Raw genomic sequence first — 25,736 nt, forward strand, 5'->3', positions numbered from 1 at the left:
CACTTGTACTTTGGTGGGCAGCGTCTTTTTTTTATAAGACACAGTATCTGATCCACGATCTGTTGGCCGACGGGCCGCCCGCGTGGGGGCGGGTCGGCCATCTGCGGGCTACTCGCACCTCCTCGCCGTAGTGCCCCAGGACGTCCAACGACTCGGCGGCGGCGACGAGTTGACGGGCGTGGTTGCACCCGCGGCGCCAGGCTGCGAAGGCCTCGTCCGGGTCGGCGGTGTCGGCGTCGACATTCGGCCGAGCCGAGCCGAGCCGAGCCGAGCCGAGCCGACCCGACCCGGCCGGCCGTCCTAGCGCAGGTGCTGCAACCACCGCACCGCGCCCGGTACGTCCGGGGCCGCCGGTACGCCGTCGGGCAGCGGCGGGCGTTCCACGACGACCACCGGGAGGCCGAGTTCGCGCGCGGCGGTGAGTTTGGGCGCGGTCGCGGCGCCGCCGCTGTCCTTGGTGACCACGACGTCGATCCGGTGCTCGCGCAGCAGCGCCCGTTCGCCGTCGAGCGTGAACGGCCCCCGGTCCAGCCGGACTTCGAGCGTGGACGGCAGCGGCGGCTCGGGCGGGTCGACCGAGCGGGCGAGGAAGTGCAGGTGGTCGAGGTGGGCGAAGGTGGCGATGCCCTGTCGCCCGGTGGTGAGGAAGACCCGCCGCCCGAGGCCGGGCAGGAGTTCGGCGGCCGCGGCGAGCGAGGGTGCGTGGTGCCAGCGGTCCCCGGGGACGGGCGCCCAGCCGGGCCGCCGCAGCGCCAGCAGCGGCACGTCGGCGGCGGCCGCCGCGAGGGCGGCGTTGCGGGACATCCCGGCGGCGAACGGGTGGGTGGCGTCGACGACCGCGTCCACCCGCTCGCCGCGCAGCCAGTCGGCCAGCCCCTCCGGGCCGCCGAAGCCGCCGATCCTCACCTCTCCGGCGGGCAGCCGGGGTCGGGCGACCCGGCCGGCCAGCGAACTGGTGACCCGCAGGGACGGCAGCTCGACGAGTGCGGCGGCCAGCGCTCGCCCCTCCGTCGTCCCGCCGAGGATCAGGACGTGCCGGGTCATGGGGTTCACGCCCCGCAGGGCTCGTGCGGGCGTTCGCGCTCCGCCGAGTAGAGGTGGCTGTCGCGGAACTGTTCGGCGGCCAGCGTCCGTCCGACCAGGATGACGGCGGTGCGGACCACGCCCGAGGCCTTGACCTGTTCGGCGATGTCGGCGAGGGTGCCGCGCAGCACCAGCTCGTCCGGGCGGCTGGCCATCGCGACGACGGCGGCCGGGCAGTCGGCGCCGTAGTGCGGGAGCAGCTGCTCGACGACGTCGTCCACGTAGCCGGCGGCCAGGTGCAGCACCAGCAGGGCGCCGCTGCGGCCGAGGGTGGCCAGGTCCTCGCCCTCGGGCATCGGGGTGGCGCGCTTGGCGATCCGGGTGAGGATGACGGTCTGGCCGACGGTCGGGACGGTCAACTCCCGCTTGAGCGCGGCCGCTGCGGCGGCGAAGGCGGGTACGCCGGGGACGATCTCGTACGGCACGCCGGCCGCGTCGAGGCGGCGCATCTGCTCGGCGACGGCGGAGAAGACGGACGGGTCGCCGGAGTGCAGCCGGGCCACGTCCTGTCCGGCCTGGTGCGCGCGGACGAGCTCGGCGATGATCTGGTCCAGGTTGAGCTGCGCGGTGTCGACGAGGCGGGCGCCGGGCGGGCATTCGTCGAGGAGCTCGCGCGGTACCAGGCTGCCGGCGTAGAGGCAGACCTCGGCGCGGGCCAGGAGGCGCTGGCCGCGCAGGGTGATCAGGTCGGCGGCGCCGGGGCCGGCTCCGATGAAGTGGACGGTCACGACGCGTTCTCCTGAGGGGTGTTGGGCTTGACGGCGGACCACTGGGTGACCGGCATGGCCTGCCGCCACCCGGTGAAGCCGCCCACCGGGACGGCGTGCGCGACGGCGAGCTTGACGAGCTCCCCGCCGTGGCGCCGGTACCACTCGGTGAGCAGCGCCTCGGATTCCAGCGTCACGGTGTTGACGACGATCCGGCCGCCCGGCCGCAGGGCGGCCCAGCAACTGTCCAGCAGGCCGGTCGCGGTGAGGCCGCCGCCGATGAACACCGCGTCGGGGGCGGGGAGTTCGGCGAGCGCGGCGGGGGCCGGACCGGTCACCACGCGCAGTCGTGGCACGCCCAGGGTGGCGGCGTTGCGGGCGATCCGTTCGGCCCGCACCGGGTCGCGTTCGATGCTGACGGCCTGGCAGTCGCGGTGCGCGCGCAGCCACTCGACGGCGATCGAGCCGGAGCCGCCGCCGACGTCCCAGAGCAGTTCGCCGGGGGAGGGGGCGAGGGCGGCGAGGGTGGCGGCGCGCACGTGCCGCTTGGTGAGCTGGCCGTCGCTCTCGTAGGCGGCGTCGGGCAGGCCGGGGACGAGCGGGTTGCGGGGGCCGTCGCCGAGGTCGACCGCGATGACGTTCAGCGGGTCGCCGGGCGGGTGCGGCCAGCAGTCGGCGGTGCCGTCGAGCTGCCGTTCGGCCGGGCCACCGAGCTGTTCGAGCACCCGCAGGCGGGCGGCGCCGTAGCCGCGTGTGGTGAGCAGTGCGGCGACGGCGGCCGGGGTCGCGGCGTCGGCGCTCAGCACGAGCAGGCGGCGGCCGGGGTTCAGGGCCAGGGCGAGGGTGTCCAGCGGGCGGCCGACCAGGCTGACCACCTCGGTGGACTCCAGCGGCCAGCCGAGTCGGGCGCAGGCGTGGGAGACGGAGGAGGGGTGCGGCAGGACGCGCAGCCGCCCGGCGCCGACCGTCTCGGCGAGGGTGCGGCCGATGCCGTAGAACATCGGGTCGCCGCTGGCCAGGACGGCGACCCGGCGGTCCGCGTGCGCGGCGAACAGCCCGGGAACGGCCGGGCGCAGCGGGGACGGCCACGGGACGCGCTCGGCGGCGACCTCGTCGCGGGGGAGGAGGTCCAGCTGCCGGGGGCCGCCGACGACCACCTCGGCTGCCCGCAGGGCGGCCCGGCCGGCGGTGGAGAGGCCGGGCCAGCCGTCGGCCCCGATCCCGACGACGGTGATCGGGGGTGGCAGCTCGGGCACCGGGTGGCTCCTGTCGTTCGGCGGGCGCCGTGAGTAGAAAAAATAACTATCGGGGCAGCCTACCTGGCGGTATCCGACCGCCCGTCTCCCGCCCGTCCCCCGCTACCGGTCCGCCCAGTCCCCCGAGTCGATCACCGCGGGCTGCTCCCGCAGTCGGCTTTCGACGACGGGCCCGGCGAAGTACACCCAGGCCTCCCGCAGCTCGCCCGCCGCCGTCCGCACCGGCAGCCGCCGCCGTACGTACAGGCCCGTCCCGTCCGCCCGGCAGTCCTCCAGCCGGTCCAGCGCCGCGAGCGCTCCGGCGTACGCGCCGGGCCGTACGGTGATCAGCTCGCCCACGATCCGGCGCCCGGGCGTCGCGTCCGGCACCGCGTACGGGTACCCGGGGCCGTCGTGCAGTGTGGCGCCGTCCAGCACGGCCGGGCGGATGTCGGCGCAGCGTCCGGCCAGGTGGGCGGCGTGGTTGCGGCCGCCGCTGCGCAGGGTGCCGTAGACGAAGAACGGCAGGGCCTCCTCGGACACGGGTTCGACCTCTCGGCTGGGGGAGCGCCCACGGTACGTCCTCGCGCCCGCGCCGCGATAGCGCCTCTTGCCTCGCGCGCCTCTTGCCTCGCGCGCCTCTTGCCTCGCGCGCCTCTTGCCTCGCGCGCCTCTTGCCTCGCGCGTCCCGTGCCCCGCGCGTCCGCCGGACGGTGGGCGTCAGGCGGCGTCCGGGGCGGTCCGTGCGTAGGTGAGGACGACGTTGCCGCGCTCGAAGACGCGGCTGTCGGTGAGCGTGAAGGCGCGGGGCCCGAACTCCGCGCGGAACAGCGGGATGCCCGATCCGACCATCACCGGGTACTGCTTGATGATCAACTCGTCGATCTCGGGCAGCAGCTGGCCGGCCAGGTCGGCGCCGCCGCAGAGCCAGATGCCGAGCCCGTCCTGCTGCTTCAGCCGGCGGACGAGGGCCACCGGGTCCTCCGCGGTGACCTCCACCGCCGGGTCCGGGCTGGTGCCGAGGGTGCGGGAGACCACGATCTGCCGCAGGTGGGCGTAGGGGCTGGTGAGGCCCACGGCCAGCCCCGGTGCGTAGGTGCCGCGGCCCATGACGACGGTGTCGAAGCGCTTGTTGGGTGCCTCCGCGATGCCGAACGCCGCGCGGCCGGGGGTGGGGATGGTCTCCGGGTACTCGGCGAAGAGCGTCGAGGTGTAGTCCTCGGTGAGGAACGGCGCGAAGAAGTCGAAGCTGTCGTCCGGGCCGGCGATGAAGCCGTCGATGGTGGTGCCGATGAAGTAGGTGAGCTTGCGCATGCAGGTCCTTTGGGGTCGGGAAGCGGCGCGGGCCGTGCGGCCCGCCGCCTAACCACTCCGACTATAGTACTCCAGTCGTAGTGGTTGCCAAGGTGTTTTCAGGCCCGGGCGCCCCGGCCCCCGAAAACCCCGCGAGAGAGAATCGACCCATGGTCCAGAACCCCGCCCGCCGCACCGCCCTCGCCGACGCCGCCATCGAGGTCCTCGCCCGCGAGGGCGCCCGCGGCCTCACCTTCCGCGCGGTCGACGTGCAGGCCGGCGTCCCCAACGGCACGGCCTCCAACTACTTCGCCAACCGCGACCACCTGCTCCACCAGACCGCCCGGCACATCCACCACCGGCTCACCCCGGACCCGGCCGTCATCGCCGACCTGCTGCGGGCCCCGCGTGACCGCGCTCTGGTCGCCGCCCTGATGCGCGACCTGATCCGCCGCATCTCCGCCGACCGGGCCGGCTACCTCGCGATGCTCGAACTGCGCCTGGAAGCCACCCGCCGCCCCGGCCTGCGGGCCCAGCTCACCGGCACCATCCGCGAGCAGCTGGAGGCCAACGTCGCCTACCACCTCGACGGAGGACTGCCCGGCGACCGCGAGACCGTCCTCGTCCTCTACCTCGCGATGACCGGCCTGATCGTCGAACACCTCACCCTGCCCGAGGTGTTGGGCACCGACACCCTGCCCGCCCTGCTCGACACCATCGTCGAGCGAATCGTCCCCGCGACCTGACCCTGCCGGCCTCGCGTTTCGGCGGGCGAGGGGGCGGCTGTGCCGGAGGGGGTGTCAGAGGGTGTGCGGGGGCCTGCCCGTCCACCAGTTGCCGGGGGCGTCGGGGTCGCGGCTGGTCCAGAACTCGATGATCGCGCTGGTGAACTCGGCTGCGGAGAGGGTGCCGTCGCCGTCGCGGTCGAGGTGGCGGAAGGCCTCGTCGGCGTCGTCGCGGGAGAGGCCGGCGAAGTGGCCGCGCTGGAAGACGAAGAACTCGCCGGCGTCGACCGTTCCGCTGCGGTCGGTGTCGGCGACGGCGAGGAAGGCGTCGGCGAGTGCGCCGAAGCTGGTCCGCGCGGCCTCGGGGTCGTCGGAGAGGGCGCCGGTCGAGCGGACGAACTGTTCGCGGGTGATCGCCTCGGTGCCGGCGGGCAGGTGGGCCAGGTGCAGGTCGTGCCAGACCGTCAGGTAGGCGCGGACGATGACGGCCTCGGCCTCCGAGCCCTCCTGGTGGCCGAGCGAGCGGGCGACGGCGATGCCCATGAGGACGTGGTCCCGTTCGGTGAGGAGTCCGTCGCCGTCGGCGTCGAGGTGGTCGAACCCGTGGTTGATCTTTGCTGTGAGCAGGTCGTCCGACAATGTGCCCCCTCGGTTGGCGATCACTACGACACGTCGCCAGCACGCTAGTGCCTGGAGTCGCGCTCGCGCAGCCGAACGACGGGCGAACGGCCACACGGGCGTGACTCGAAGGCGGGGTCGCTAGCCGTCCTGGTGCTCGGCCCAGACGTACGCCTCGGGGAGCAGGTCGAGGACGGGCAGGGCGAGCAGTTCCGTTCCCCGCTTGACGATGATCTCGACCGTCGGGAAGTAGTCGAGCAGCACCTGCCGGCAGCGGCCGCACGGCGGCACGACGCCCCGGCCCTGGTCGCCGACCGCGACGACCGTGGTGAGGTCGTACGCGCCCTGGCCGGCGGCCGCGCCGATGAGGACGAGCTCCGCGCACGGGCCGCCGGTGAAGTGGTAGGCGTTCAAGGCCGTGACGATCCGCCCGTCGGCGTTGCGTCCGGCGGCCGCGACGGTGTGGTTGTCGCCCCGGGAGAAGCGCTGGGCCACCGCCCGGGCGGCCTCGACGAGCTCCTGGTCGACGGCTGCGCGGTCTCCTACGGAGTCGGATTGATCGCTGGCGGACATATTCGCTGGGACTCCTTGATCGCACATGACAGGCTTCGAGCATGGACCGACCGCCCCTGATCGTGCCAACGCTTTGCGCGGGCCCCTTCACCCTTCGCCCCTGGCGCCTCACCGACCTCGCCGTGGTCCGGGAGGCGGGCACCGACCCGTACATCCCGCTGGTCACCACCGTCCCGGCCGCCTCCGCCGGGTACGACGACGAGCCCGATCGGGCGTTCGTCGAACGGCAGTGGGCGAGGGCGGCGGACGGCACCGGTTACTCCTTCACCGTGGCGTCGCGGCCGGACGACCGGGCCGTCGGCTTCGTCGGGCTGTTCCCGCAGGCCGACGGCAGGGCCTCCATCGGTTACTGGACGGCCCCCTCGGCGCGCGGGCGCGCGGTGGCCGGGCACGCGCTGCGGACGGTCGCGGCCTGGGCGCTGGACGACCTCGGCCTCGCCCGGTTGGAGCTGTACATCGAACCCTGGAACGCCGCGTCCCTCCGGACCGCCGAGCGGACCGGCTTCCGGCACGAGGGCCTGCTGCGCAGCCACCGCACCGTCGGCGACGAGCGCCGCGACATGCACCTCTACGCACTCCTCCCCACCGACCCCCGCGAGGCCACGCCCGGCCCCTGTGAGGCCACCGACCCCCGTGAGGCCACGCCCGACCGCACGGCCACGGCCAGTCCCCGCGAGGACCGGTCCCAGGATTAGTGCACCGCCGCCAGCAGTTCCCGGGTGTACTCGGTGTGCGGCGCGCTGAACAGGCGGTCGCGGTCGGTGGACTCGACCAGTCGGCCCCGGTGCATCACGGCCACCCGGTCGCAGAAGTGCCGCACCACGGCGAGGTCGTGCGAGACGAACAGGAAGGCGACGCCGAGGCGTTCGCGCAGCTCCATCAGCAGGTTGAGCACCTGCGCCTGGACCGAGACGTCTAGGGCCGACACCGGTTCGTCCGCGATGATCAGGCGCGGCTGCGGGGCGAGGGCCCGAGCGATGCCGATCCGCTGGCGCTGTCCGCCGGAGAACTCGTGCGGGTAGCGGTCCAGGTGGGCGGCGGGCAGCCCGACCTGGTCCAGCAGTTCGGCCGAGCGCTCCCGCCGCTGGGCCGCGTCGAGTGAGGTGTGCAGGCGCAGCGAGGTGTCGAGGGTCTGGGCGACGGTGCGGCGCGGGTTGAGGGAGGCGTACGGGTCCTGGAAGACCAGCTGGATCTCCCGGCTGAGCCGGCGCCGCAGCTCCCGGCTCGGGCGGGTGACGTCCTGGCCGTCGTACAGGACCGTTCCCGAGGTGGGCTGTTGGAGGCCGGCCAGGACGCGGGCGGTGGTGGACTTGCCGGAGCCGGACTCGCCGACCAGTCCGAGCGTCTCGCCGGGGGCGATCCGCAGTCCTACGCCCTCCACCGCCCGGACGGGCTCGGCGCGCAGGTTGGGAAGGCGGCGCCGCCCGGGGAAGTGGACGGCGAGGTCAGCCACCTCGACGAGCCAGCGCTCCGGGTGCCCGACCGTCCGGGGCGCGAATTCGGCGGTGGGTGACGGATCGTCAACTGTCGGCAACGGCGAGCCGGGTACGGAGTCGAGGGTGAGCGCCGCCCCGACCAGTGCGCGGGTGTACGGCTCGCGCGGCGCGGCCAGCAGCTCGACGGTCGGCGCGGACTCGACCTCGACGCCGCCGCGCAGCACGAGCGTGCGGTCCGTCGTCCCGGCGACCACGCCGAGGTCGTGGCTGACCAGCAGCACCGCCGTGCCGTGCTCGCGCTGCAACTCGCCGAGCAGGTCGAGGACTTGCCGCTGCACCCGGGAGTCCAGGGCGGTGGTGGGCTCGTCGGCGATCAGCACCTGCGGGTCGTTCATCAGTGCCATGGCGATCATCACCCGCTGGCGCATCCCGCCGGAGAACTGGTGCGGGAAGTCGTGCACCCGGGCGGCCGGGATGCCGACCCGGTCGAGCATCGCGGCGGCCCGTCGGCGGGCCTCGGCGCGGCCGGCGCCGGGGTGGTGCAGCCGGTACATCTCGGCGAGTTGGGCGCCGACGCCGTGGAAGGGGCTGAGCGAGGTGAGCGCGTCCTGGAAGACCAGCGCGGCCCGGCCGCCCCGGACCGGGCGCAGCGTGGACTCCGTCGCACCCACCAACTCCTGCCCGCCCAGCCGGATCGAGCCGGTGACGGTGGTGGTGCGCGGGTCGTGCAGGCCGAGGACGGCGAGGCCGGTGGCCGACTTGCCGGAGCCCGACTCGCCGACCAGGCCGAGGACTTCACCGGCGGCGAGGTCGAAGGAGAGCCCCCGGACGGCGGTCACGGGCGTCCCGCCGCGCGGGTCGGCGAAGGTGACGGTCAGATCGCGAACGCTCAGCACGGGCTCTGCGGAGGGCGCGGCACCAGGCCCAGGAGCGGCCTCCGACACGGCTCCGGGCGCGGCTCCGGACACGCCCCCGGACACGGATTCAACAGTGGACGTCATCGAACGGCTCCAGTCAGCTCAGGCGGATTCGCGGGTCGAGCCAGGCCACCACCAGGTCGGCCAGCGCGACGAACAGCACCACGAAGCAGGCGGCCAGCAGCACCGCGCCGACCACCGCGGGCAGGTCCTGCCCGGACACCGCCTGGGCGGCGAACCGCCCGACCCCGTTCAGCCCGAACACCGTCTCGGTGATGACCGCCCCGCCGAGCAGCACCCCGGCCTCCAGGCCGAGCAGTTGCACCAGCGGTCCGGCGGCGCCGCGCGAGGTGTACTTGAGGTGGGCGCGCAGCCGGCCGAGGCCCTTGCCGCGCGCCGTGCGGACGTACTCCTCGTTCATCGTCTCCAGCAGCTGGGAGCGTGAAAGCCGGGCGAACACGGCGGAGTTGACGAAGCCGAGGACGAGCCAGGGGAGCAGCAGCCCGCCCGCCCAGGCCGCGAGGTCCTCGGTCGGCGGGGTGTAGGAGGGCAGTGGCAGCAGGCCGGTGGAGTAGACCAGTGCCCACTGGGCGACGTATCCGAGGAAGTAGATCTGCACGCTGGCGCCGACGAGGGTGAAGCCGGAGAGCAGCCGGTCGGTGCGGCCGCCGTGCCGCAGCGCGGAGACGAACCCGGTGCCGAGGCCGAGCACCAGCAGGACGGCGAGGGCGCCGGCGGTGAGCGAGAAGGTGACCGGCAGGTGGTCGGCCAGGGCCTCGGTGACGGGCTGGTGCAGCCGGTAGGAGTAGCCGAGGCAGGGCGCGTCGCAGTGGATGACCGAGCCGTCCACGTCGCTGATGTCGCGCCCGGCGACGACCCCGGTGAGGTAGTCGGTGTACTGGGTGAGCAGCGGCTGGTCCAGGCCCATGCTCTGGCGCACCGCCGCGACTTGGCCGCTGTCGCAGCGCGGGCCGCAGGCGGCGCGGGCCGGGTCGGCGGGCGCGGCGTAGAAGAGGGCGAAGGCGGCGGCGGAGACCGCGACCAGGACGGCGAGGGCCTGGAGGGTCCGCCGCAGGGCGAAGGAGAGCATGGCCGGTCCGGGGTCGACGGGACGGGGAGACGTACGCGAGGGCTACGTGGAGCACACGGGGAGTGCAGGACTTCAGGGGCCCGCCCCCGCACCGACCGGCGCGGGGGCGGGTACGGCGGTCAGGACTTCAGGTACAGCCACGCCAGGCTGACCGTGCCGTAGATGGGGTGGATGAACGCCCCGCCGACGTTGGAGCCGCGTACCTGGTTGACGTTCGCGTAGACGAACGGCAGCACCGGGACGTCCTGCATCACGGTCTTCTCCAGCGCGTACAGCTCCTTGGCCTTGGCGCGCGGCTCGCCGATCTGGTTGATCCGGTCGATCTCCTTGTCCACCGCCGGGTTGCGGTAGCGCGCGGAGTTGAGGTCGCTGCCGGCGCGGCCGTCGAAGGAGAACGGGATCAGCGTGGACGGGGTCGGCCAGTCGACGGAGGAGGTCTCCTCGAACAGGTCGTACGGGGAGTCGGCGCGGTGCACCTCGTCCAGGAACGCCTTGGGGTCGATCGGCTTGGGCACGATGGTGATGCCCGACTTGGCGAAGCCGTCCACCAGCACCTGCGCGGTGCGCTGTCCGTCCGGGGTGTTCTTGTACCCGTAGGTCAGGCTGGTCGGCGCCTGCTTGGCCTTGGCGAGCGCGGCCTTGGCGGCCTCCGGGTCGCCTTCGGGCTTGACCGGGTAGAGGTCGTACTTCTCCCAGTCGATCAGCGCCGGCGAGCTGAGCGTGCTGGCGAGTTCGCCGATCCGGGAGCCGCCCTGGACCTGGCGGGCCTGCTGGCGGGGGTATCCGAGGTGCAGGGCCTTGCGGACCTCGACGTCCGGCACCCGCTCGTTGTTGATCACCAGCTGGGTGACGAAGGCGCCCTGGCGCCCGGAGACGACCAGGTCCTTGGCCTTCGGGTCGGTGTCGGCGGTCTGGTACAGCTCGGGGGAGAGCACGTCGGAGGCGGTGGTGGCGCTGGCGCCGCCGTCGCGCCCGGACAGGATCTCCTGGTTGATGTTGAGCGCCTCCTTGCCGAACGTGAAGACGAACTTGTCCGGGTACTGGCTGCGGATCGGGTCGGTCTCGGCCTTCCAGGCGGGGTTGCGCTCCAGCACCATGCGGGTGTTCTGGACGTGCTCGACGATCCGGTAGGGGCCGGTGGCGAACGGCTGCCGGTCGTAGTCCGTCCCGGTGTCCTTGTCCCGGCGCACCGGCGAGGACGAGGACTGCGCGGCCATGTACGGGACGTCGGCCTGCGGCTGCGGGAAGTGGAAGACGAGGGTGCGCTCGTCGGGCGTCTCGATCGCGGCCAGGTCGCCGTCCTGCGGGCCGGCGTACTTGGCGCGCGCCGCCTCGTAGCTGGCCTCGCCGGTGAGCCACTGCGGCCAGTACGGCGGGCCGACCTCGTAGCCCTTGCCGAAGCTGCGCTCGATGCCGTACTTGACGTCCTGGGAGGTGATCGGCTTGCCGTCCTCCCAGGCCACGCCGTCCTTGAGCCGGTACGTCCAGGTGCGCCCGCCGTCGCCGGAGGTGCCGGTGTCGGTCGCCAGGTCGCCGACCAACTTGGCCTTGCCGTCGACGACCTGATACTGCGTCAGCTGACGGCCCCAGAGCAGCGAGGCGTTGTACGTCGCGCCCGCGTAGACCTTCTGCGGGTCGAGGTGGCGGAACTCGACGCTGTTGTACACGTTCACGGTGCCGCCCACGCGGGCGCCGGCGACGGCGGGGGCCGGGCCGGCGCTCTCCTTCTCGCCGCCGAGCGCGGCGGTCAGCGGGGACGTCTCCTTGGCGGCCGCCCCGGCGGGCGCCGGGCCGGTGCCCGCGCCGGCCGAGCAGGCGGTCGCCAGCAGGGCGGTGGCGACGACGGCGAGGGACGGTCTGGTCCAGCGCATGGCGAATCTCTCCTTGCCCCGGGAGTCGGGGCGGGTCGGGGCGGGCTTGGGGTGATGGACGGAGGAGGACGGGGGCTCAGCGGGCGGCGCGCGGGTCCAGCGCGTCCCGGACGGCATCGCCGAGCAGGTTGAAGGCGAGCACGAAGAGCAGCAGGGCGACACCGGGGAAGACCATGTAGGTCGGATCGGCCTGGAAGACCTCGGAGCCGCGGGAGATCATCCGCCCCCAGTCCGGGATCGGCTCCGTGATGCCGACGCCGAGGAAGGACAGCACCGCTTCGGAGGCGACGAAGGTCGGTACCGCCATGGTGGCGTGCACCAGCAGCTGCGAGCGGACGTTCGGCAGCAGTTCGTGGACGACGACATGGAATCGGCCGGCGCCCTGGGCCCGGGCGGACTGCACGAAATCCCTTTCCCGGAGCGACCGCACGGTGGCCCGCAGGGAAAGCGCGAGCGGAATCCAGCCGAACGCGGAGAAGACCAGGATCAGCACCAGGAACTGCATCCACTCCGGTTCCGCGGCGCCCGGATCGACCAGCCGGGACTGGATGACGGGGCTCAGCGCGAGGAGCAGGAGCAGGGTCGGAAAGGCCAGCAGCACGTTGGCCAGGAAGCCGAACAGCCGGTCGGCGATCCCGCCGAGGTAGCCGACCGCGACCCCGGCCAGCACGCCGAGCGTGGTGGTCACGGCGGCGGAGGCGAAGGCGATCAGCAGCGAGGTGCGGATGCCGTAGAGCAGCTGGGTCAGGACGTCCCGGCCGAGCCCCGGCTCCAGGCCGAACCAGAAGTCGCCCGAGATGCCGCCGTTCGGCAGGACGGGCAGGCCGCTGTCGCTGAGCAGGCCGGGGGAGTTCTGGCCGTAGTGCTCGACCGGGTTCTTCCCGTACAGGGCGGCGATCAGCGGGGCGGCGAGGGCGAGCAGCAGGAAGAGCAGGACGACGGCGAGGGCGGCGGCGCCGACCCGGTCGCGCAGGAGTCGGCCGAGCAGCCTCGGCGCGGCGGGTGCGGGGACGGAGCCCGCTGCTGTTTCGACCACGGCCATGAGAGGCGTACTCCCCGAATTCTCCGCCGCCCTGTGGGTGAGGGTGCGCTGGTGTGCATTTCCGAACCGGCCCCCGGGGGTTTCCCGTCGGCCGTTCGAGCGCCATCAGACCGGATGCGCGGGGAGGTCCGCAAATCACCTCCGGCGGTTTTCCCCGGCATTGTTTCGGCGCGTATTGCGGCTTCATTCGGCGTCATTGCGCCGCAATACCGGCGTTGCAGAAGAACGGACATCGAGGGGCGAAACGGGCGTGCCGTCCCGAATCCTGAGATCTCCGCCACATCCCCCCGGGCATTGGTACGATCCCGGGGAGCCGCGACTGGCGCGCACGGATGGAACCGACCATCGGGAAGCGGCTCCGTGCACCCGCACGACAGTTGCCGAGCGCCTGGGCCGTCCGTACTCGTCCGTGCACCACGAGGAGACCGCCTTGGCCACCCCGCACACCCCTCATGCCGTTGAGGCCGCCCAGGCCCCGCACACCGCCGCCGGCGCGGCCGCCGACACCGCCTTCCGCAGCGCCCTCGACGTGGTCGCCGGCGTGGAGCCGCGGATCGCCGCCGCCATCGGCCAGGAGCTGGAGGACCAGCGCGCCTCGCTCAAGCTGATCGCCAGCGAGAACTACGCCTCCCCGGCCGTCCTGCTCGCCATGGGCAACTGGCTCAGCGACAAGTACGCCGAGGGCACCGCGGGCCGGCGCTTCTACGCGGGCTGCCGCAACGTCGACACCGTCGAGACCATCGCCGCCGAGCACGCCCGCGCCCTGTTCGGCGCCGACCACGCCTACGTCCAGCCGCACTCCGGCATCGACGCCAACCTCACCGCCTTCTGGGCCGTCCTCTCCCAGCGGGTGGAAAGCCCGGCGCTGGAGCGGGCCAAGGTCCGGGGCGTCAACGACCTCACCGAGCAGGACTGGGCGCAGCTGCGCCAGTCGCTCGGCAACCAGCGGATGCTCGGCATGTCCCTGGACGCCGGGGGCCACCTCACCCACGGGTTCCGACCCAACATCTCGGGCAAGATGTTCGACCAGCGCAGCTACGGCACCGACCCGGCCACCGGCCTGATCGACTACGACGCGCTGCGCGAGACCGCCCGGGAGTTCCGCCCGCTGATCCTGGTCGCCGGCTACTCCGCCTACCCGCGACTGGTCGACTTCCGGCGGATGCGCGAGATCGCGGACGAGGTCGGCGCGACCCTCATGGTCGACATGGCGCACTTCGCCGGCCTCGTCGCGGGCAAGGTGCTGACCGGCGACCACGACCCCGTCCAGCACGCCCAGATCGTCACCACGACCACCCACAAGTCGCTGCGCGGCCCGCGCGGCGGCATGGTGCTGTGCGACACCGAACTGGCCGAACACGTCGACCGCGGCTGCCCGTTGGTGCTCGGCGGACCGCTCTCGCACGTCATGGCCGCCAAGGCGGTCGCCTTCGCCGAGGCCCGCCGACCCGAGTTCCAGACCTACGCCCACGCCGTCGTGGACAACGCCCGGGCGCTCGCCGAGGGCCTGCTGCGCCGCGGCGGCCGGCTGGTCACCGGCGGCACCGACAACCACCTCGTCCTCGCCGACGTCTCCGGCTACGGCCTGACGGGCCGTCAGGCGGAGGCGGCGCTGCTGGACTCGGGCGTCGTCACCAACCGCAACTCCGTCCCGCAGGACCCGAACGGCGCCTGGTACACCTCGGGCGTGCGCCTCGGTACCCCGGCCCTCACCACCCGCGGCCTCGGCACCGCCGAGATGGACGAGATCGCCGCCCTGATCGACACCGTCCTGCGCGCCACCACCCCGACCACCACCGCGGGCGGCGCCCCCTCCAAGGCCCAGTACCGCCTCGACGACGCCGTGCGCGACGGCGTCGCCAAGCGCGCCACCGACCTCCTCGCCCCCTTCCCTCTCTACCCGGGCGTCGACCTCACCTGACCGGCCTCACCTGACCGGCCGCACCTGACCGGCCGCACCTGGCCGGCCCCGCCTGGCCGGCCCCGTCCAACCGCCCTCGATGCCCGAACCCCCGGGCCCGCCGCCCCACTTGCGGCGGGCCCGGAGCCGGCGCCGAGGCCGGCACCCCGCTCGGTACCGAGGTCAGTACTGCAGCGACTTGTACTGGAGGAACTCCTCCAGCCCGTGGCGGCCCAGTTCGCGGCCGAGGCCGGAGCTCTTGTAGCCGCCGAACGGGGCGAGCGGGTTGAAGCGGCCGCCGTTGAGGTCGACCTGGCCGGTGTCGAGGCGGCGGGCGAAGGCGGCGGCGGTGTCGGTGTCCGCGGCCCAGACGCCGCCGGCCAGACCGTACTCGGTGTCGTTGGCGAGTTCGGCGGCGTGGTCCTCGTCCCGGTAGGGGAGGACCACCAGGACGGGGCCGAACACCTCCTCCCGGGCGATCGCCATGTCCCCCGTGACGTCGGCGAGCACGGTCGGTTGGACGTAGAAGCCGGTGGGCAGGCCCGGGACGGGCTCCGCGCCGCCGACGACCAGCCGGGCGCCCGCGGCGAGCGCGCCCTCGACGTAACCGCGCACCCGGGCCAGCTGCTCGGCGTTGACCAGCGGGCCGATCCGGGTCTGCGGGTCGGTCGGATCGCCCGGGGCGTACTTGGTGGCGGCCTTCGCGGCCGTCGCGACGGCCTCCTCGTACTGGTCCTGGTGCACCAGCAGGCGGGTCCACGCGCTGCACGTCTGGCCCGAGTTGGCGAACACGTTGGCGATGTTGACGTTGACCGCCCGGGTCAGGTCCGCGCCCGGCAGCACCACGTTGGCGGACTTGCCGCCGAGTTCCAGGGCGACCCGCTTCAGACCCCGGCCGGCCGTCTCGGCGACCTGCCGGCCGACGGCGGTGGATCCGGTGAACGAGACCACGTCCACGTCCGGGTGGGCGGCGAGCGCCGCACCCGCCACCACGCCCGTGCCGGTCACCAGGTTGAACGTGCCCGCGGGGAAGCCCGCCTCGTGCACCAGCCGGGCGAACAGCCGGGCCACCAGCGGGGTGTCCTCGGCGGGCTTGAGGACCACCGGGCAGCCGGCCGCCAGGGCCGGGACGACCTTGGCGACGATCTGGTGCAGCGGGTAGTTCCACGGCGTGATCGCCGCGACCACCCCGGCGGGCTCGGCGAGCACCACCGAGTTGCCGATCCGTTCCTCGAAGGGGTGCTCGGCGAGCAGTGTCAGGTAGGAGGTCGCCACGGTCAGTGGCGCTCCGGCGTGCACGGCGGCGGCGAAGCCGACCGGGGCGCCGAGTTCGGCGACCACGGTGGCGGTGATCTCCTCCTGCGCGGCGGCGATTCTGTCCCGCAGCCGGGTCAGCAGGGCGAGCCGGTCCGCGCGGGCTGTCGTCGCCCAGCCGCGGGCCGCCCGGCGGGCCGCGGCGACCGCGGCGTCGACGTCGGCCGGCCCGCCGGCCGGCACGGTGGCGAGCACCTGCTCGGTCGCCGGATTCAGCACCTCGATCGACCCGGCGTCGTCCAGGGAGGGCCGCCAGGCGCCGTCGATGTACTGGTCGCCGTACTCCGCGTGCTGCTGCACCGAGTGTCCTCTCATCCGGTCGGCCGATTGACCAACAGTGCTAGTCAAAGGGCCAGTCAAGGCGGCCCGGTCGGCCGCGCGCAAGAGCCAATCCGGTCCGGTGGGCCGGCGGGTTACCCCGGGGCGAACCGCGCGGTGTACTCGTCGAACGGCTCGGTCCCCGCGCCCGCGCCCCGTTCGTCCGACCGCTCAAGGGCCTCGCACGGCCGCGGCACCGGGCGGCCGCCCGCCCACCGTCCTCGTCACCGCCTCCGCCACCGCCGTCAGCTCCACCGCCCGCCGCCGGGCGTCCAGTTGACGATCGGCGCGCGGCGCGACCAGCCGCGCCGTGGTCCGCCGTCGCGGGACACCGGACGAACCGTCCCGAAGGCTCCGCGTTCACCCTCCGGCAGCGAAACGACGGTCCGCGAAAATCATTGCGCGAAAAGCTCCTCACGCCTGCGGGCACCGCTGTAGATTGCAGCGAACTCAGCGGTGAGGCACTACTGTTGCCAGTGGTTCGTAGTGGTGCACATGGTCCGGGACCAGCGCGTCCCACGGTCGGGCGGGGGTTTCCACCGGGCTGAGGTCTGGCTCAAATCCGCAGGTCATCCGTACCGCATAAGGAGCATCCCGTGACCGATGCCGCGTTGAAGGACGAGTCGCAGCGGCCTGCCGAACCAGCCGTGCTGGAGGACGTTCCGGGCTGGTTCTGGGACCATGACCGGCACTCGTTCGACTGGTTCATGGGACGGCAGGAGAAGACCGGGGTCACCGGCGACCTGCTGGAGATGGGCGCGTACCTGGGCCGCAGCGCGATCGTGATCGGCGAGCACCTCCAGCCCGGCGAGTCCTTCACCGTCTGTGACCTCTTCGACTCGGACGCGCCGGACGACGAGAACGCGGCCGAGATGGACACCTCCTACCGGAAGTCGCTGACCCGCTCGGCCTTCGAGGTCAACTACCTCGCCTTCCACGAGGAACTGCCGGAGATAATCCAGGCCCCGACCTCCGCCCTGGCCGGCGGGCGGATCGCGGCGGGCACGTTCCGCTTCATCCACATCGACGCCTCGCACCTGTACGAGCACGTCGTGGGCGACCTCCAGGTGGCCCGGGTCGCGCTCCAGGACCAGGGTGTCGTCGTCCTGGACGACTACCGCTCGCAGCACACCCCGGGCGTGGCCGCCGCGACCTGGGGCGCGGTCTTCAACCACGGGCTCAAGCCGATCATGTTGACCGAGTGCAAGTTCTACGGCACCTGGGGGGATCCGGAGCCGTTCCAGCGCGACCTGCTCGACCGGGTGGACCTCGCCTCCGGCTGTTACCTCAGCTCCGAGACCTTGAACGGGCAGCAGGTGCTCCGGATGACCGGCGACTCGGACGGGATCGGCGCGTTCCGCCCCTCCCGCCACCACCGGCGGCTGGCCGCCGAGGCGGCCCGGGACGAGGCCTCGCAGTCCCGCCGGGCGGTCCAGGAGGAGGCCGCCCGCGACCTCGCCGCCCGCCGGGCCCGCGCCGCCGAACTGCGCCGCCCGGCCAATGTCGCCAAGCGCGCCGCCCGCGACCTGCTGCCCCCGGTCGTCACCTCCGTCATCCGCCGCGCCCGCCGCGGCTGACGGCCGCCCGCCGACGGCCGACGGGTCCGACTGTCACCCGATACTCGGCCCCGCCCCGCCCTGTCCCGCCCCGCCAACGCCGAAGGGCCGGTCGACGAACTCGACCGGCCCCTCGGTGTTGCGCGCTCCCTCAGGCCCGCGAGGCCTCCCGCGGCTCCTGGCCGGAGCCCGCGGAGCCCGCGGAGCCCGCAGAGCCGTCGGAGCCCTCGGCGGCCGCGGCCTCCTCGGCCAGCTCGCGCCGGACGGCGGCCAGCGACGGGTTGGCCCAGGCGCTGGCGACGCCCCAGTGGTAGAAGGCCAGTGCGATGGCCGCGACGACCAGCAGGTCCCAGCCCTCGGGCAGGTAGCCCTGGCCGCCGAAGTCGGTGCTGCCGGCCCAGGAGACGCCGGCCATCACGAACAGGTACGCGACCATCCAGGCGCCCGCCTTCAGGTGCGGCTTCAGCTCGGCCCACGGCTTGCGCAGTTCGTACCAGGCCCAGATCGGCAGACCGGCGGCCATCAGCAGGATGACCTTGCCGGTGAGCGGCCAGCGGGCCCAGTACAGGACCAGCGAGCCGAACACCATCGCCACGGGCGCGATGACCGGCATGGCCCGCAGCCGGACCGGCCGGGGCAGGTCCGGCGCGAGGCGGCGCAGCGCCATCACGGCGACCGGGCCGGTGACGTACGAGATCACGGTGGCGACCGAGACGATCTCGGCCAGCGAGCCCCAGCCGCGGAAGACCGCGAGGAACAGGAAGGCGACCACCAGGTTGAGCACCAGGGCCGGGCGCGGGATGCCGGTCTTGGCGTCGACCTTGCCGAAGATCTTCGGCAGGTGGCCGTTCTCCTGCACGCCGTGGATCATGCGCGAGGTGGTGGCGGCGTAGATCATGCCGGTGCCGCTGGGGGAGACGAAGGCGTCCGCGTACAGCAGCAGGGCGAGCCAGTTGAGGCCCCAGACCATCGCGAGGTCGGCGAGCGGCGAGGTGTAGGCGAGGCTGCTCCAGCCGTGCGACAGGTCGGCGGCCGGGATGGCACCGATGAAGGCGATCTGCAGCGCGACGTAGATCACCAGGGCGATCAGGATCGAGCCGATGACGGCCTTGGGCAGCGACTTGCCGGGGTTGCGGGCCTCGCCGGCCAGGTTGAGCGGGGACTGGAAGCCGTTGAAGGCCCAGACGATGCCGGACACCGCGACGGCGGTGAACACGGCGCTCCAGCCGTTCGGCGCGAAGCCGCCGTGGTCGGTGAAGTGGGCGGTGTCGAAGTGGGCGAACAGCAGCGCGCCGGCGGTCAGGGTCGGGACGATGACCTTGAAGACGGTGATCGCCGTGTTGGTCTTGGCGAACATCGTGATGGCGAACCAGTTGAGGATGAAGTAGCCGACCAGCAGCACGCTGGCCAGTGCCACCCCGCTCAGGGTGAGTTCCTTGCCGTTGTACAGCCCCTGTGCCCAGCCGAAGTGCCAGGAGCTCATGTACTGGACGGAGGCGGTGGCCTCGCCGGGGATGACCGAGACGATGGCGATCCAGTTGGCCCAGGCGGCGAGGTAGCCGGCCAGCGAGCCGTGCGAGTACTGGCCGTACCGGACCATGCCGCCGGCCTTGGGGAACATCGACCCGAGCTCGCTGTAGGTGAGCGCGATGGTCAGTGCCACGGCGGCCCCGATCACCCAGGCCAGGATCGACGCGGGGCCGGCCAGCCGGGCGGCGCGCTCGGCGCCGAACAGCCACCCGGATCCGATGATCGATCCGAGCCCCACGGCGGTGAGGCTGATGGTGCCGAGCGATCGCCGGTAGTTCTGATGTGATGCCGTCGGAGACTCTGGCTCACTCAACGTATCGGTCCTCTCGCTCGGGGTTTCATCGGGTGGTGTCGTGGTTTTTACGCTGGTTTCCGGACAAACGGAGACAGCCTATGGGGCCAAAACGGGCGAATACCTCAAGGGAAGCTCAAACTGTCCGATCGTTGCCATCTCGTGTCCGCTTTCCGGGTCACGACAGCCGCAGAAGTCGCCTGGGTCACAGCGGTTGCGGGGGTCGCGAGCGCCGCAGTGGCCACCCGGTCCGCACGGAGAACCCGAGAGAACCCGAGAGGACCCGGAAGAACCCGTGGATGGCGACGGCACGCCGGGAAAAAGAAATTCCCCGCGGGTTCCTTTCGGATCCCACGGGGAATTCGGTTGTGTCCGAGGGGGGACTTGAACCCCCACGCCCGATAAAGGGCACTAGCACCTCAAGCTAGCGCGTCTGCCATTCCGCCACCCGGACAGGGTGTGTGCTTCGGGGTTTTTCTCGCCCCCTCGGCGACAGAGAGAACATTACCAGGGTTCTGGAGTGCTTCTCACCTGCGTTTCCCCGGGTGGGGGGATGTCCGGGTCGGTCGGGGTGGTCGGGCTGGCTGGGATGGGTCGCCACGGTGCGCGAACCCCGGCCGAAGCGGTGGCGAGCGCGAAGGAAACGGTCGACCCCGGCGGCGGGCGCGGTCCGTTCCGGCCGGAAGCGGTCCGACACGGGCAAGTTGTCGACGGTGCCACGGTCCCGGCGGTGCCTCTCCTAGCCTCTGTGGATCGAGGGCGCCATGAGCGGAACGCCTGATTCCCGGGTCGCGGACACTCCCGGGTCGCGGACGAAGGGCGGCTGGACGTGGAGCAGATCAGCGGGGCGGCGAAGGCCGAGCCGAGACGTGCCGGACCGGAGCGCGTACCCGCCGAGCCGAGACGCACCGGGCCGGAACGCACCGGGCCGGAACGCGTACCCGCCGGACCGGTCGAGGGCGTGTGGCGCTTCCCGGTGCCGGCCGAGGAGGCCTCGGTGCCGCTGACCCGGCACGCGGTCCGTGACCGCCTGCTGGCCCAGGGGATGGCCGGGGTGCGCTACCAGGAGCTGGTGGACGACCTGCTGCTGATCGTCTCGGAGCTGGTGAGCAACGCGGTGACGCACGCGGCGAAGCTGTCGCCGGAGGTGACGACCGAGCTGGCGGTCCGCCGGGGCTGGGTCCGGGTGTCGGTCGAGGACGGTGACCCGTACCGGCCGAAGGCGCTGGAGAGCGACACCGGGCGGACCGGTGGCCGCGGCCTGCTGCTGGTGAAGAGCGTGACGTTGCAGGCCGGCGGGGTGTGCGACGTGGAGCGGACGGGGGAGGGCGGCAAGGTCATCTGGGCCTCGCTGCCCGTCCCTCCGGAGACCGACGACTGAGCGCCGCGGGCCCGCCGACCGGTCCCGCCCGCCTACCAGTCCCGCCCGGCGATCTCCCGGATCCCCGGCAGCGCCGCCTCGAAGACCGTCTCGAACCACACCGAGAACGGCCGTTCGGCGCGCAGTTCCCGCAGTTCCTGCGCGGTCACGAAGGCGTAGTCGTCGACCTCGTCGGGGTTGGGCTCGACGGGCGCGGTCACCAGCCCGACGAACAGGTGGTTCCACTCCCGCTCGATCAGCCCGGTGGCCTCGTCCGGCAGGTCGTAACGGACCGTACCCGCCTCGCAGAGCAGCGCCGGCGCGATGCCGAGCTCCTCGGCGGTGCGGCGGGCGGCGGCGACGAACGGCGGCTCGTCCGGGTACGGGTGGCCGCAGCAGGTGTTCGACCAGACGCCGGGGGAGTGGTACTTGCCGAGTGCCCGCCGCTGGAGCAGCAGCCGCCCCTGGCGGTCGAAGAGGAAGACCGAGAACGCGCGGTGCAGCCGGCCGGGCTGCTGGTGTGCCCAGTGCTTCTCGGCGGTGCCGGTGGTGACGCCCTCGTCGTCGACCAGTTCCAGCAGGATCTCGGGACCGGCGCCGGCGGTCCCGGTCGAGGCCCCCGGGGCGACCGTCACGTCCGTCTCGACGTCGAGACCGGTGTCGATCTCGGAGTCGAAGTGTGTCGGGTTGGTCGGCAGGCTCTGGGGCATGGGGCCTCTTTCGGGAGGGGGGAGCAACGGAAGCATCGGGGTACGTCCGGTACACCGGGTGCAGCGGACGCAGCGGGGGCACCGGCGCCGGCGTCGGGCTCCAGTCTGCCGTATGGGTGGCGGTGGGGACGGGTCCCACGCACAACCGGGCGGATCATGACCGTCCGCAGGTCGATTCCGGGCACAGATGGGTCCAAGTCGCTCCCGGAAGGGTCATCGGAATAGCAGAATTGTTCGGCATTCGTTCGAGTCGCGTTCGATCACCGCTTCGCCCCCTCGTTCGATCATCGCCTCGCCCCCGCGTTCGATCACCGCTTCGCCACCCTCCCGTCACCTCGCGGCCCCCGGCCGCGTTCGGGTCGGCCGCCCGGGTCGCCTACCATCGCTTACGGCACGGTGCCCGCACTCGCGGCGGCACCGGCGCGCCGATTCGCGGCCCGGCCGGACGGAAAGCCGGTGCCCCGGCACCCCGCGCGCACCGCCCCGCGCACCGCACGACGGATCAGGAGACCCCGCATGATCGGCCTCGTTCTGGCAGCCGGCGCCGGCCGCCGGCTGCGCCCGTACACCGACACCCTGCCCAAGGCGCTGGTGCCGGTCGACGGGGAGCGGACCGTGCTGGACCTCACCCTCGGCAACTTCGCCGAGGTCGGCATCCGCGAGGCCGCGATCGTCGTCGGCTACCGCAAGGAGGCGGTGTACGACCGCAAGGACGCCCTGGAGAGCAAGTACGGCGTCAAGCTCCACCTGGTCGAGAACGACAAGGCCGAGGAGTGGAACAACGCGTACTCGCTCTGGTGCGCCCGCGAGCTCTTCGCCGAGGGCCTGCTGCTGGCCAACGGCGACACCGTGCACCCGGCGTCCGTGCAGCGCACCATGCTGGAGGGCAACCAGCGCCTCGTGGAGGCCGGCACCGCCCCCGGCATCCTGCTGGCCCTCGACACGGTGAAGAAGCTCGCCGACGAGGAGATGAAGGTCGTCGTCGACCCGGCCGCCGGCATGCGCCGCATCACCAAGCTGATGGACCCGACCGAGGCCACCGGCGAGTACATCGGCGTCACCGTGATCAACCCCGCCGCCGCCGCCGACCTGACCGACGCGCTGCGCGCCACCTACGAGCGCGACCCGCAGCTGTACTACGAGGACGGCTACCAGGAGATGGTCGACCGCGGCCTGCGGATCGACGTGCAGCCGATCGGCGAGGTCTCCTGGGTCGAGGTCGACAACCACGACGACCTGGCGAAGGCGCGGGAGATCGCGTGCCAGTACTGACCCGGCTGGTTCCGTCGCCGCTGTTCGTCGAGGTCCGCCCGGGCGCGCTGGACGCGCTCGGCGGCATCCTCGCCGACCAGCGGCTGTCCGCCTCGGGCCGGATCGCGGTGGCGATCAGCAACGGCTCGGGCGCGGCGATGCGCCGGCGCCTGGAGCCGGCCCTGCCCGGCGCCGACTGGTACAACGTCGACGACGGCAGCCTGGACAGCGCGGTGCGCCTGGCCGAGTCGGTGCGCGGCGGACACTACGACGCGATGGTCGGCCTCGGCGGTGGCAAGATCATCGACGCCGCCAAGTACGCCGCCGCCCGGGTCGGCCTGCCGTTGGTCGCGGTCGCCACCAACCTGGCCCACGACGGCATCTGTTCGCCGGTCTCCACGCTCGACAACGACGCCGGCCGCGGCTCCTACGGGGTGCCCAGCCCGATCGGCATCATCGTCGACCTGGACGTGATCCGGCAGGCCCCGCCGCGCTTCGTGGCAGCCGGCATCGGCGACGTGGTCTCCAACATCTCCGCCTGCGCGGACTGGGAGTTGTCGCACGCGGTCACCGGCGAGCCGGTGGACGGACTGGCCGTGGCGATGGCCCGCTCGGCCGGCGAGAACCTGCTGCGGCACCCAGGTAACACTCAGGATCAGGACCTCCTCACGGCCCTCGCGGAAGCCCTGGTACTGTCCGGCATCGCGATGAACATCGCGGGCAGCACCCGGCCTTCCTCGGGTGCCTGCCACGAGATCTCGCATGCTCTGGACGTGCTGTACCCCAAGCGTTCCGCCCAGCACGGCGAACAGGTCGGCCTCGGCGCCGCGTTCGCCAGCTTCCTGCGGGGCGAGCGCGAGCTGACCGGTCTGATCGTGGAGCGCCTGGCGAGCCATGGACTGCCGGTGACCGCAGCTCAGATCGGTTTCACCGAGGCGGAGTTCACCGACGCGGTGCACTACGCTCCGAACACCCGCCCGGGGCGCTTCACCATCCTTGAGCACCTCGACCTCTCCCCCTCAGCAATCAGGGACGCGTACGCCGACTATGTCCAAGCCGTCAACAGCTGACCCCTCCACCACGGGCGCCGAGCGGCCCCCGGTGGACCTGACCCGCCGGCCCTCGATCGAGGAACTGCGCGCGGTGATCCACCCGGAGGGCATGCTCCAGCGCCGCAGCGCCGAGCACTGGGCCGGGCGCCTGTACATGCGGCGGATCTCGCTGCGGATCACCCGCGTGCTCTCCACCGTGACGGCGATCACGCCGAACGGCCTGACGTACCTGATGATGTTCACCGGCGTCCTGGCCGGCGTCGCGCTGGTCGTACCGGGCATCGCGGGCGCGGTCCTGGGGGCCCTGCTGATCCAGGTCTACCTGCTGCTGGACTGCGTGGACGGCGAGGTGGCCCGCTGGCGCCGGCAGACCTCGCTCACCGGCGTCTACCTGGACCGGGTCGGCCACTACATGTCCGAGGCGGCCCTGCTCACCGGGCTGGGCCTGCGCGCCACCGACCTGCTGCACCGCGAGGGCGGCGGCTCGCACTGGGAGTGGGCGTTCCTGGGCACGCTGGCCGCGCTCGGCGCGATCCTGATCAAGTCCGAGACGGACCTGGTGGACGTGGCCCGGGCCCGCAGCGGCCTGACGGCGGTCGAGGACAGCGCCGCGGTGCCGCGCTCGTCCTCGGTGGCCAAGGCCCGCCGGGCGGCCTCCTTCCTGAAGTTCCACCGCCTGGTCGGCGCGGTCGAGGCCTCGCTGCTGATCCTCGCGGCCGGGATCGCCGACGCCGTCCACGGCGGGCTGTTCTTCACCCGGATCGCGGTGGTCGCGCTGGCGGCGATCGCCATGCTGCAGACCGTGCTGCACCTGCTGAGCATCGTCCTCTCCAGCAGGCTGCGATGAGCGCCCCGACCAGCGCGGAGAGCTTCCGCCTCGGAGCCGTCATCATCACCATGGGCAACCGCCCCGAGGAACTGGCCGCCCTGATCGACTCGGTGCGCGCCCAGGAGGGCGCGGCGGTCGAGCTGGCCGTGGTGGGCCAGGGCGCCGAGCTGCCGCCGCTGCCGGAGGGCGTGCGCAGCGTCGAGCTGCCGGAGAACCTCGGCATCCCGGGCGGGCGCAACGTCGGCATCGAGCTGTTCGGCCGCGACGGCCGGGACGTGGACGCCGTCCTCTTCCTGGACGACGACGGGCACCTGCCGCGCACCGACTCGGCCCGCCTGCTGCGCGAGGCCTTCACCGCCGACCCGGAGCTGGGCATCGTGGCCTTCCGGATCGCCGACCCCGACACCGGCGTGACCCAGCGCCGGCACGTCCCCCGGCTGCGCGCCAGCGACCCGCTGCGCTCGTCCCGGGTGACCACCTTCCTGGGCGGCGCGACTGCCGTGCGCTGCGCGGTGTTCGAGCAGGCCGGGCAGCTGCCCGCGGAGTTCTTCTACGCCCACGAGGAGACCGACCTCGCGTGGCGCGCGGCGGACGCCGGCTGGGCCATCGACTACCGCGCGGACGTGGTGCTGCACCACCCGACGACCTCGCCCGCGCGGCACGCCACCTACTTCCACAACATTGCCCGTAACAGGGTTTGGCTCGCCAGACGGAACCTTCCGGCCCTGTTGGTGCCTCTCTATCTGGGAACCTGGTTCCTGCTGACCCTGGCCCGCCGCCCCTCCTCGGAGGCGCTGAAGGCTTGGTGGGGCGGGTTCCGGGCGGGCTGGCGCGAACCCTGCGGTCCGCGGCGGCCCATGCGATGGCGTACCGTTTGGCGATTGACCAGGCTGGGCCGGCCACCGGTCATCTGATCGAATGATCGATCGCTGCGGCCGGTGACCACACACCGGCCGGACTCTCCCCGTGATCCAGTGGATCCCCATCGGCGCAAGGCCGGCGGACCCCCGTCGACCGGCCGCCCCGACCGATCC

At 72.8% G+C, this 25,736-nt stretch carries 23 protein-coding genes, 1 tRNA gene and 1 riboswitch; of the genes, 9 read left to right on the forward strand and 15 right to left on the reverse strand.

The window, feature by feature from the left end:
- Positions 1–300 precede the first annotated feature (300 nt).
- The 5 genes from ACFWPI_RS22745 to ACFWPI_RS22765 all read right to left on the reverse strand — a co-directional run bounded on the left by ACFWPI_RS22745 (position 301) and on the right by ACFWPI_RS22765 (position 4,339).
- On the reverse strand, positions 301–1,044 hold the full coding sequence (locus ACFWPI_RS22745; RefSeq protein WP_380373852.1) for a cobalt-precorrin-6A reductase: 744 nt from the start codon (positions 1,042–1,044) through the stop codon (positions 301–303).
- Between the two features lie 5 nt (positions 1,045–1,049).
- On the reverse strand, positions 1,050–1,811 hold the full coding sequence (cobM, locus tag ACFWPI_RS22750; RefSeq protein WP_380373850.1) for a precorrin-4 C(11)-methyltransferase: 762 nt from the start codon (positions 1,809–1,811) through the stop codon (positions 1,050–1,052).
- Entirely contained in the window at positions 1,808–3,046 is a 1,239-nt protein-coding gene (gene cbiE / locus ACFWPI_RS22755) for a precorrin-6y C5,15-methyltransferase (decarboxylating) subunit CbiE (protein ID WP_380373847.1), read from the reverse strand. Before cbiE ends, cobM begins: the two co-directional genes overlap by 4 nt.
- 102 nt (positions 3,047–3,148) lie before the next feature.
- The gene (locus tag ACFWPI_RS22760) at positions 3,149–3,568 is read right to left on the reverse strand and encodes a gamma-glutamylcyclotransferase family protein (RefSeq protein WP_380373844.1); all 420 of its coding nucleotides are present in this window, start codon (positions 3,566–3,568) and stop codon (positions 3,149–3,151) included.
- Between the two features lie 177 nt (positions 3,569–3,745).
- The gene (locus ACFWPI_RS22765; protein ID WP_380373841.1) at positions 3,746–4,339 is read right to left on the reverse strand and encodes a dihydrofolate reductase family protein; all 594 of its coding nucleotides are present in this window, start codon (positions 4,337–4,339) and stop codon (positions 3,746–3,748) included.
- Between the two features lie 149 nt (positions 4,340–4,488).
- Between ACFWPI_RS22765 and ACFWPI_RS22770 the strand changes: the two genes are divergently transcribed.
- Positions 4,489–5,064 carry a TetR family transcriptional regulator gene (locus tag ACFWPI_RS22770; RefSeq protein ID WP_363367271.1) on the forward strand — a complete coding sequence of 192 codons (576 nt, stop codon included), beginning with the start codon at positions 4,489–4,491 and terminating at the stop codon, positions 5,062–5,064.
- A 54-nt stretch (positions 5,065–5,118) separates the two neighbouring features.
- Here ACFWPI_RS22770 and ACFWPI_RS22775 read toward each other — a convergent pair whose 3' ends face one another.
- Positions 5,119–5,682 carry an EF-hand domain-containing protein gene (locus tag ACFWPI_RS22775; protein ID WP_063350081.1) on the reverse strand — a complete coding sequence of 188 codons (564 nt, stop codon included), beginning with the start codon at positions 5,680–5,682 and terminating at the stop codon, positions 5,119–5,121.
- A 120-nt stretch (positions 5,683–5,802) separates the two neighbouring features.
- Positions 5,803–6,234: a cytidine deaminase family protein gene (locus ACFWPI_RS22780; protein ID WP_380373837.1), complete on the reverse strand. Its 432-nt coding sequence runs from the start codon at positions 6,232–6,234 to the stop codon at positions 5,803–5,805.
- Between the two features lie 41 nt (positions 6,235–6,275).
- On the opposite strand from ACFWPI_RS22780, the gene ACFWPI_RS22785 reads away from it, so the two are divergent.
- Positions 6,276–6,929: a GNAT family N-acetyltransferase gene (locus tag ACFWPI_RS22785; RefSeq protein ID WP_380373834.1), complete on the forward strand. Its 654-nt coding sequence runs from the start codon at positions 6,276–6,278 to the stop codon at positions 6,927–6,929.
- Here ACFWPI_RS22785 and ACFWPI_RS22790 read toward each other — a convergent pair.
- The 4 genes from ACFWPI_RS22790 to ACFWPI_RS22805 form a co-directional block, all read right to left on the reverse strand.
- Complete coding sequence (locus tag ACFWPI_RS22790; protein ID WP_380373831.1) at positions 6,926–8,566, reverse strand: dipeptide ABC transporter ATP-binding protein; 1,641 nt, start codon at positions 8,564–8,566, stop codon at positions 6,926–6,928. The two genes, ACFWPI_RS22785 and ACFWPI_RS22790, sit on opposite strands and share 4 nt — an antisense overlap.
- A gap of 118 nt (positions 8,567–8,684) precedes the next feature.
- Positions 8,685–9,677 (reverse strand): ABC transporter permease, encoded by a 993-nt coding sequence (locus tag ACFWPI_RS22795; RefSeq protein WP_063350084.1) that lies wholly within the window; start codon positions 9,675–9,677, stop codon positions 8,685–8,687.
- 119 nt (positions 9,678–9,796) lie between these two features.
- On the reverse strand, positions 9,797–11,548 hold the full coding sequence (locus ACFWPI_RS22800) for an ABC transporter substrate-binding protein (protein ID WP_380373827.1): 1,752 nt from the start codon (positions 11,546–11,548) through the stop codon (positions 9,797–9,799).
- A gap of 76 nt (positions 11,549–11,624) precedes the next feature.
- Complete coding sequence (locus ACFWPI_RS22805) at positions 11,625–12,590, reverse strand: ABC transporter permease (protein WP_363367281.1); 966 nt, start codon at positions 12,588–12,590, stop codon at positions 11,625–11,627.
- 305 nt (positions 12,591–12,895) lie between these two features.
- Positions 12,896–12,991: riboswitch (ZMP/ZTP riboswitch) on the forward strand.
- A 29-nt stretch (positions 12,992–13,020) separates the two neighbouring features.
- Between ACFWPI_RS22805 and ACFWPI_RS22810 the strand changes: the two genes are divergently transcribed.
- Positions 13,021–14,511, forward strand: coding sequence for a glycine hydroxymethyltransferase (locus ACFWPI_RS22810; protein WP_380342309.1), 1,491 nt, complete (start codon positions 13,021–13,023; stop codon positions 14,509–14,511).
- A 162-nt stretch (positions 14,512–14,673) separates the two neighbouring features.
- On the opposite strand, the gene ACFWPI_RS22815 is transcribed toward ACFWPI_RS22810, so the two are convergent.
- Positions 14,674–16,104 carry an aldehyde dehydrogenase family protein gene (locus ACFWPI_RS22815; protein ID WP_380373823.1) on the reverse strand — a complete coding sequence of 477 codons (1,431 nt, stop codon included), beginning with the start codon at positions 16,102–16,104 and terminating at the stop codon, positions 14,674–14,676.
- Between the two features lie 614 nt (positions 16,105–16,718).
- On the opposite strand from ACFWPI_RS22815, the gene ACFWPI_RS22820 reads away from it, so the two are divergent.
- Positions 16,719–17,699 carry a class I SAM-dependent methyltransferase gene (locus ACFWPI_RS22820; RefSeq protein ID WP_380373820.1) on the forward strand — a complete coding sequence of 327 codons (981 nt, stop codon included), beginning with the start codon at positions 16,719–16,721 and terminating at the stop codon, positions 17,697–17,699.
- Positions 17,700–17,829: 130 nt separating this feature from the next.
- Here ACFWPI_RS22820 and ACFWPI_RS22825 read toward each other — a convergent pair whose 3' ends face one another.
- Positions 17,830–19,521 (reverse strand): APC family permease, encoded by a 1,692-nt coding sequence (locus ACFWPI_RS22825; RefSeq protein ID WP_380373818.1) that lies wholly within the window; start codon positions 19,519–19,521, stop codon positions 17,830–17,832.
- A gap of 348 nt (positions 19,522–19,869) precedes the next feature.
- Positions 19,870–19,954 (reverse strand) — tRNA-Leu (locus ACFWPI_RS22830).
- Positions 19,955–20,338: 384 nt separating this feature from the next.
- Between ACFWPI_RS22830 and ACFWPI_RS22835 the strand changes: the two genes are divergently transcribed.
- On the forward strand, positions 20,339–20,881 hold the full coding sequence (locus ACFWPI_RS22835) for an ATP-binding protein (protein WP_380373863.1): 543 nt from the start codon (positions 20,339–20,341) through the stop codon (positions 20,879–20,881).
- 32 nt (positions 20,882–20,913) lie between these two features.
- Here the strand turns inward: ACFWPI_RS22835 and idi are convergent, their stop codons facing one another.
- A complete protein-coding gene (gene idi, locus ACFWPI_RS22840; RefSeq protein WP_079136034.1) occupies positions 20,914–21,570 on the reverse strand; it encodes an isopentenyl-diphosphate Delta-isomerase in 657 nt (218 codons plus the stop codon).
- A gap of 516 nt (positions 21,571–22,086) precedes the next feature.
- Here idi and ACFWPI_RS22845 point away from each other — a divergent pair.
- From ACFWPI_RS22845 to ACFWPI_RS22860, 4 genes are all read left to right on the forward strand, one after another.
- Complete coding sequence (locus ACFWPI_RS22845; protein ID WP_380373814.1) at positions 22,087–22,842, forward strand: sugar phosphate nucleotidyltransferase; 756 nt, start codon at positions 22,087–22,089, stop codon at positions 22,840–22,842.
- Positions 22,830–23,891 (forward strand): iron-containing alcohol dehydrogenase family protein, encoded by a 1,062-nt coding sequence (locus ACFWPI_RS22850; RefSeq protein ID WP_063350092.1) that lies wholly within the window; start codon positions 22,830–22,832, stop codon positions 23,889–23,891. The genes ACFWPI_RS22845 and ACFWPI_RS22850 overlap by 13 nt, the downstream gene beginning before the upstream one ends.
- A gap of 91 nt (positions 23,892–23,982) precedes the next feature.
- Entirely contained in the window at positions 23,983–24,720 is a 738-nt protein-coding gene (locus ACFWPI_RS22855) for a CDP-alcohol phosphatidyltransferase family protein (RefSeq protein WP_063351558.1), read from the forward strand.
- A complete protein-coding gene (locus ACFWPI_RS22860; RefSeq protein WP_063350093.1) occupies positions 24,717–25,616 on the forward strand; it encodes a glycosyltransferase family 2 protein in 900 nt (299 codons plus the stop codon). The genes ACFWPI_RS22855 and ACFWPI_RS22860 overlap by 4 nt, the downstream gene beginning before the upstream one ends.
- The last annotated feature ends 120 nt before the right edge of the window (positions 25,617–25,736 follow it).

The sequence above is a fragment of the Kitasatospora sp. NPDC058492 genome (genome assembly GCF_042720685.1).
GTDB lineage: Bacteria > Actinomycetota > Actinomycetes > Streptomycetales > Streptomycetaceae > Kitasatospora.

Bases quoted from the DNA above. Each gene is read 5' to 3' on its own strand.
- ACFWPI_RS22745 (WP_380373852.1), bottom strand. From the start codon at position 1,044: ATGACCCGGCACGTCCTGATCCTCGGCGGGACGACGGAGGGGCGAGCG.
- ACFWPI_RS22765 (WP_380373841.1), bottom strand. From the start codon at position 4,339: ATGCGCAAGCTCACCTACTTCATCGGCACCACCATCGACGGCTTCATC.
- ACFWPI_RS22770 (WP_363367271.1), top strand. From the start codon at position 4,489: ATGGTCCAGAACCCCGCCCGCCGCACCGCCCTCGCCGACGCCGCCATC.
- ACFWPI_RS22780 (WP_380373837.1), bottom strand. From the start codon at position 6,234: ATGTCCGCCAGCGATCAATCCGACTCCGTAGGAGACCGCGCAGCCGTC.
- ACFWPI_RS22785 (WP_380373834.1), top strand. From the start codon at position 6,276: ATGGACCGACCGCCCCTGATCGTGCCAACGCTTTGCGCGGGCCCCTTC.
- ACFWPI_RS22795 (WP_063350084.1), bottom strand. From the start codon at position 9,677: ATGCTCTCCTTCGCCCTGCGGCGGACCCTCCAGGCCCTCGCCGTCCTG.
- ACFWPI_RS22800 (WP_380373827.1), bottom strand. From the start codon at position 11,548: ATGCGCTGGACCAGACCGTCCCTCGCCGTCGTCGCCACCGCCCTGCTG.
- ACFWPI_RS22805 (WP_363367281.1), bottom strand. From the start codon at position 12,590: ATGGCCGTGGTCGAAACAGCAGCGGGCTCCGTCCCCGCACCCGCCGCG.
- idi (WP_079136034.1), bottom strand. From the start codon at position 21,570: ATGCCCCAGAGCCTGCCGACCAACCCGACACACTTCGACTCCGAGATC.
- ACFWPI_RS22845 (WP_380373814.1), top strand. From the start codon at position 22,087: ATGATCGGCCTCGTTCTGGCAGCCGGCGCCGGCCGCCGGCTGCGCCCG.
- ACFWPI_RS22855 (WP_063351558.1), top strand. From the start codon at position 23,983: ATGCTCCAGCGCCGCAGCGCCGAGCACTGGGCCGGGCGCCTGTACATG.
- ACFWPI_RS22860 (WP_063350093.1), top strand. From the start codon at position 24,717: ATGAGCGCCCCGACCAGCGCGGAGAGCTTCCGCCTCGGAGCCGTCATC.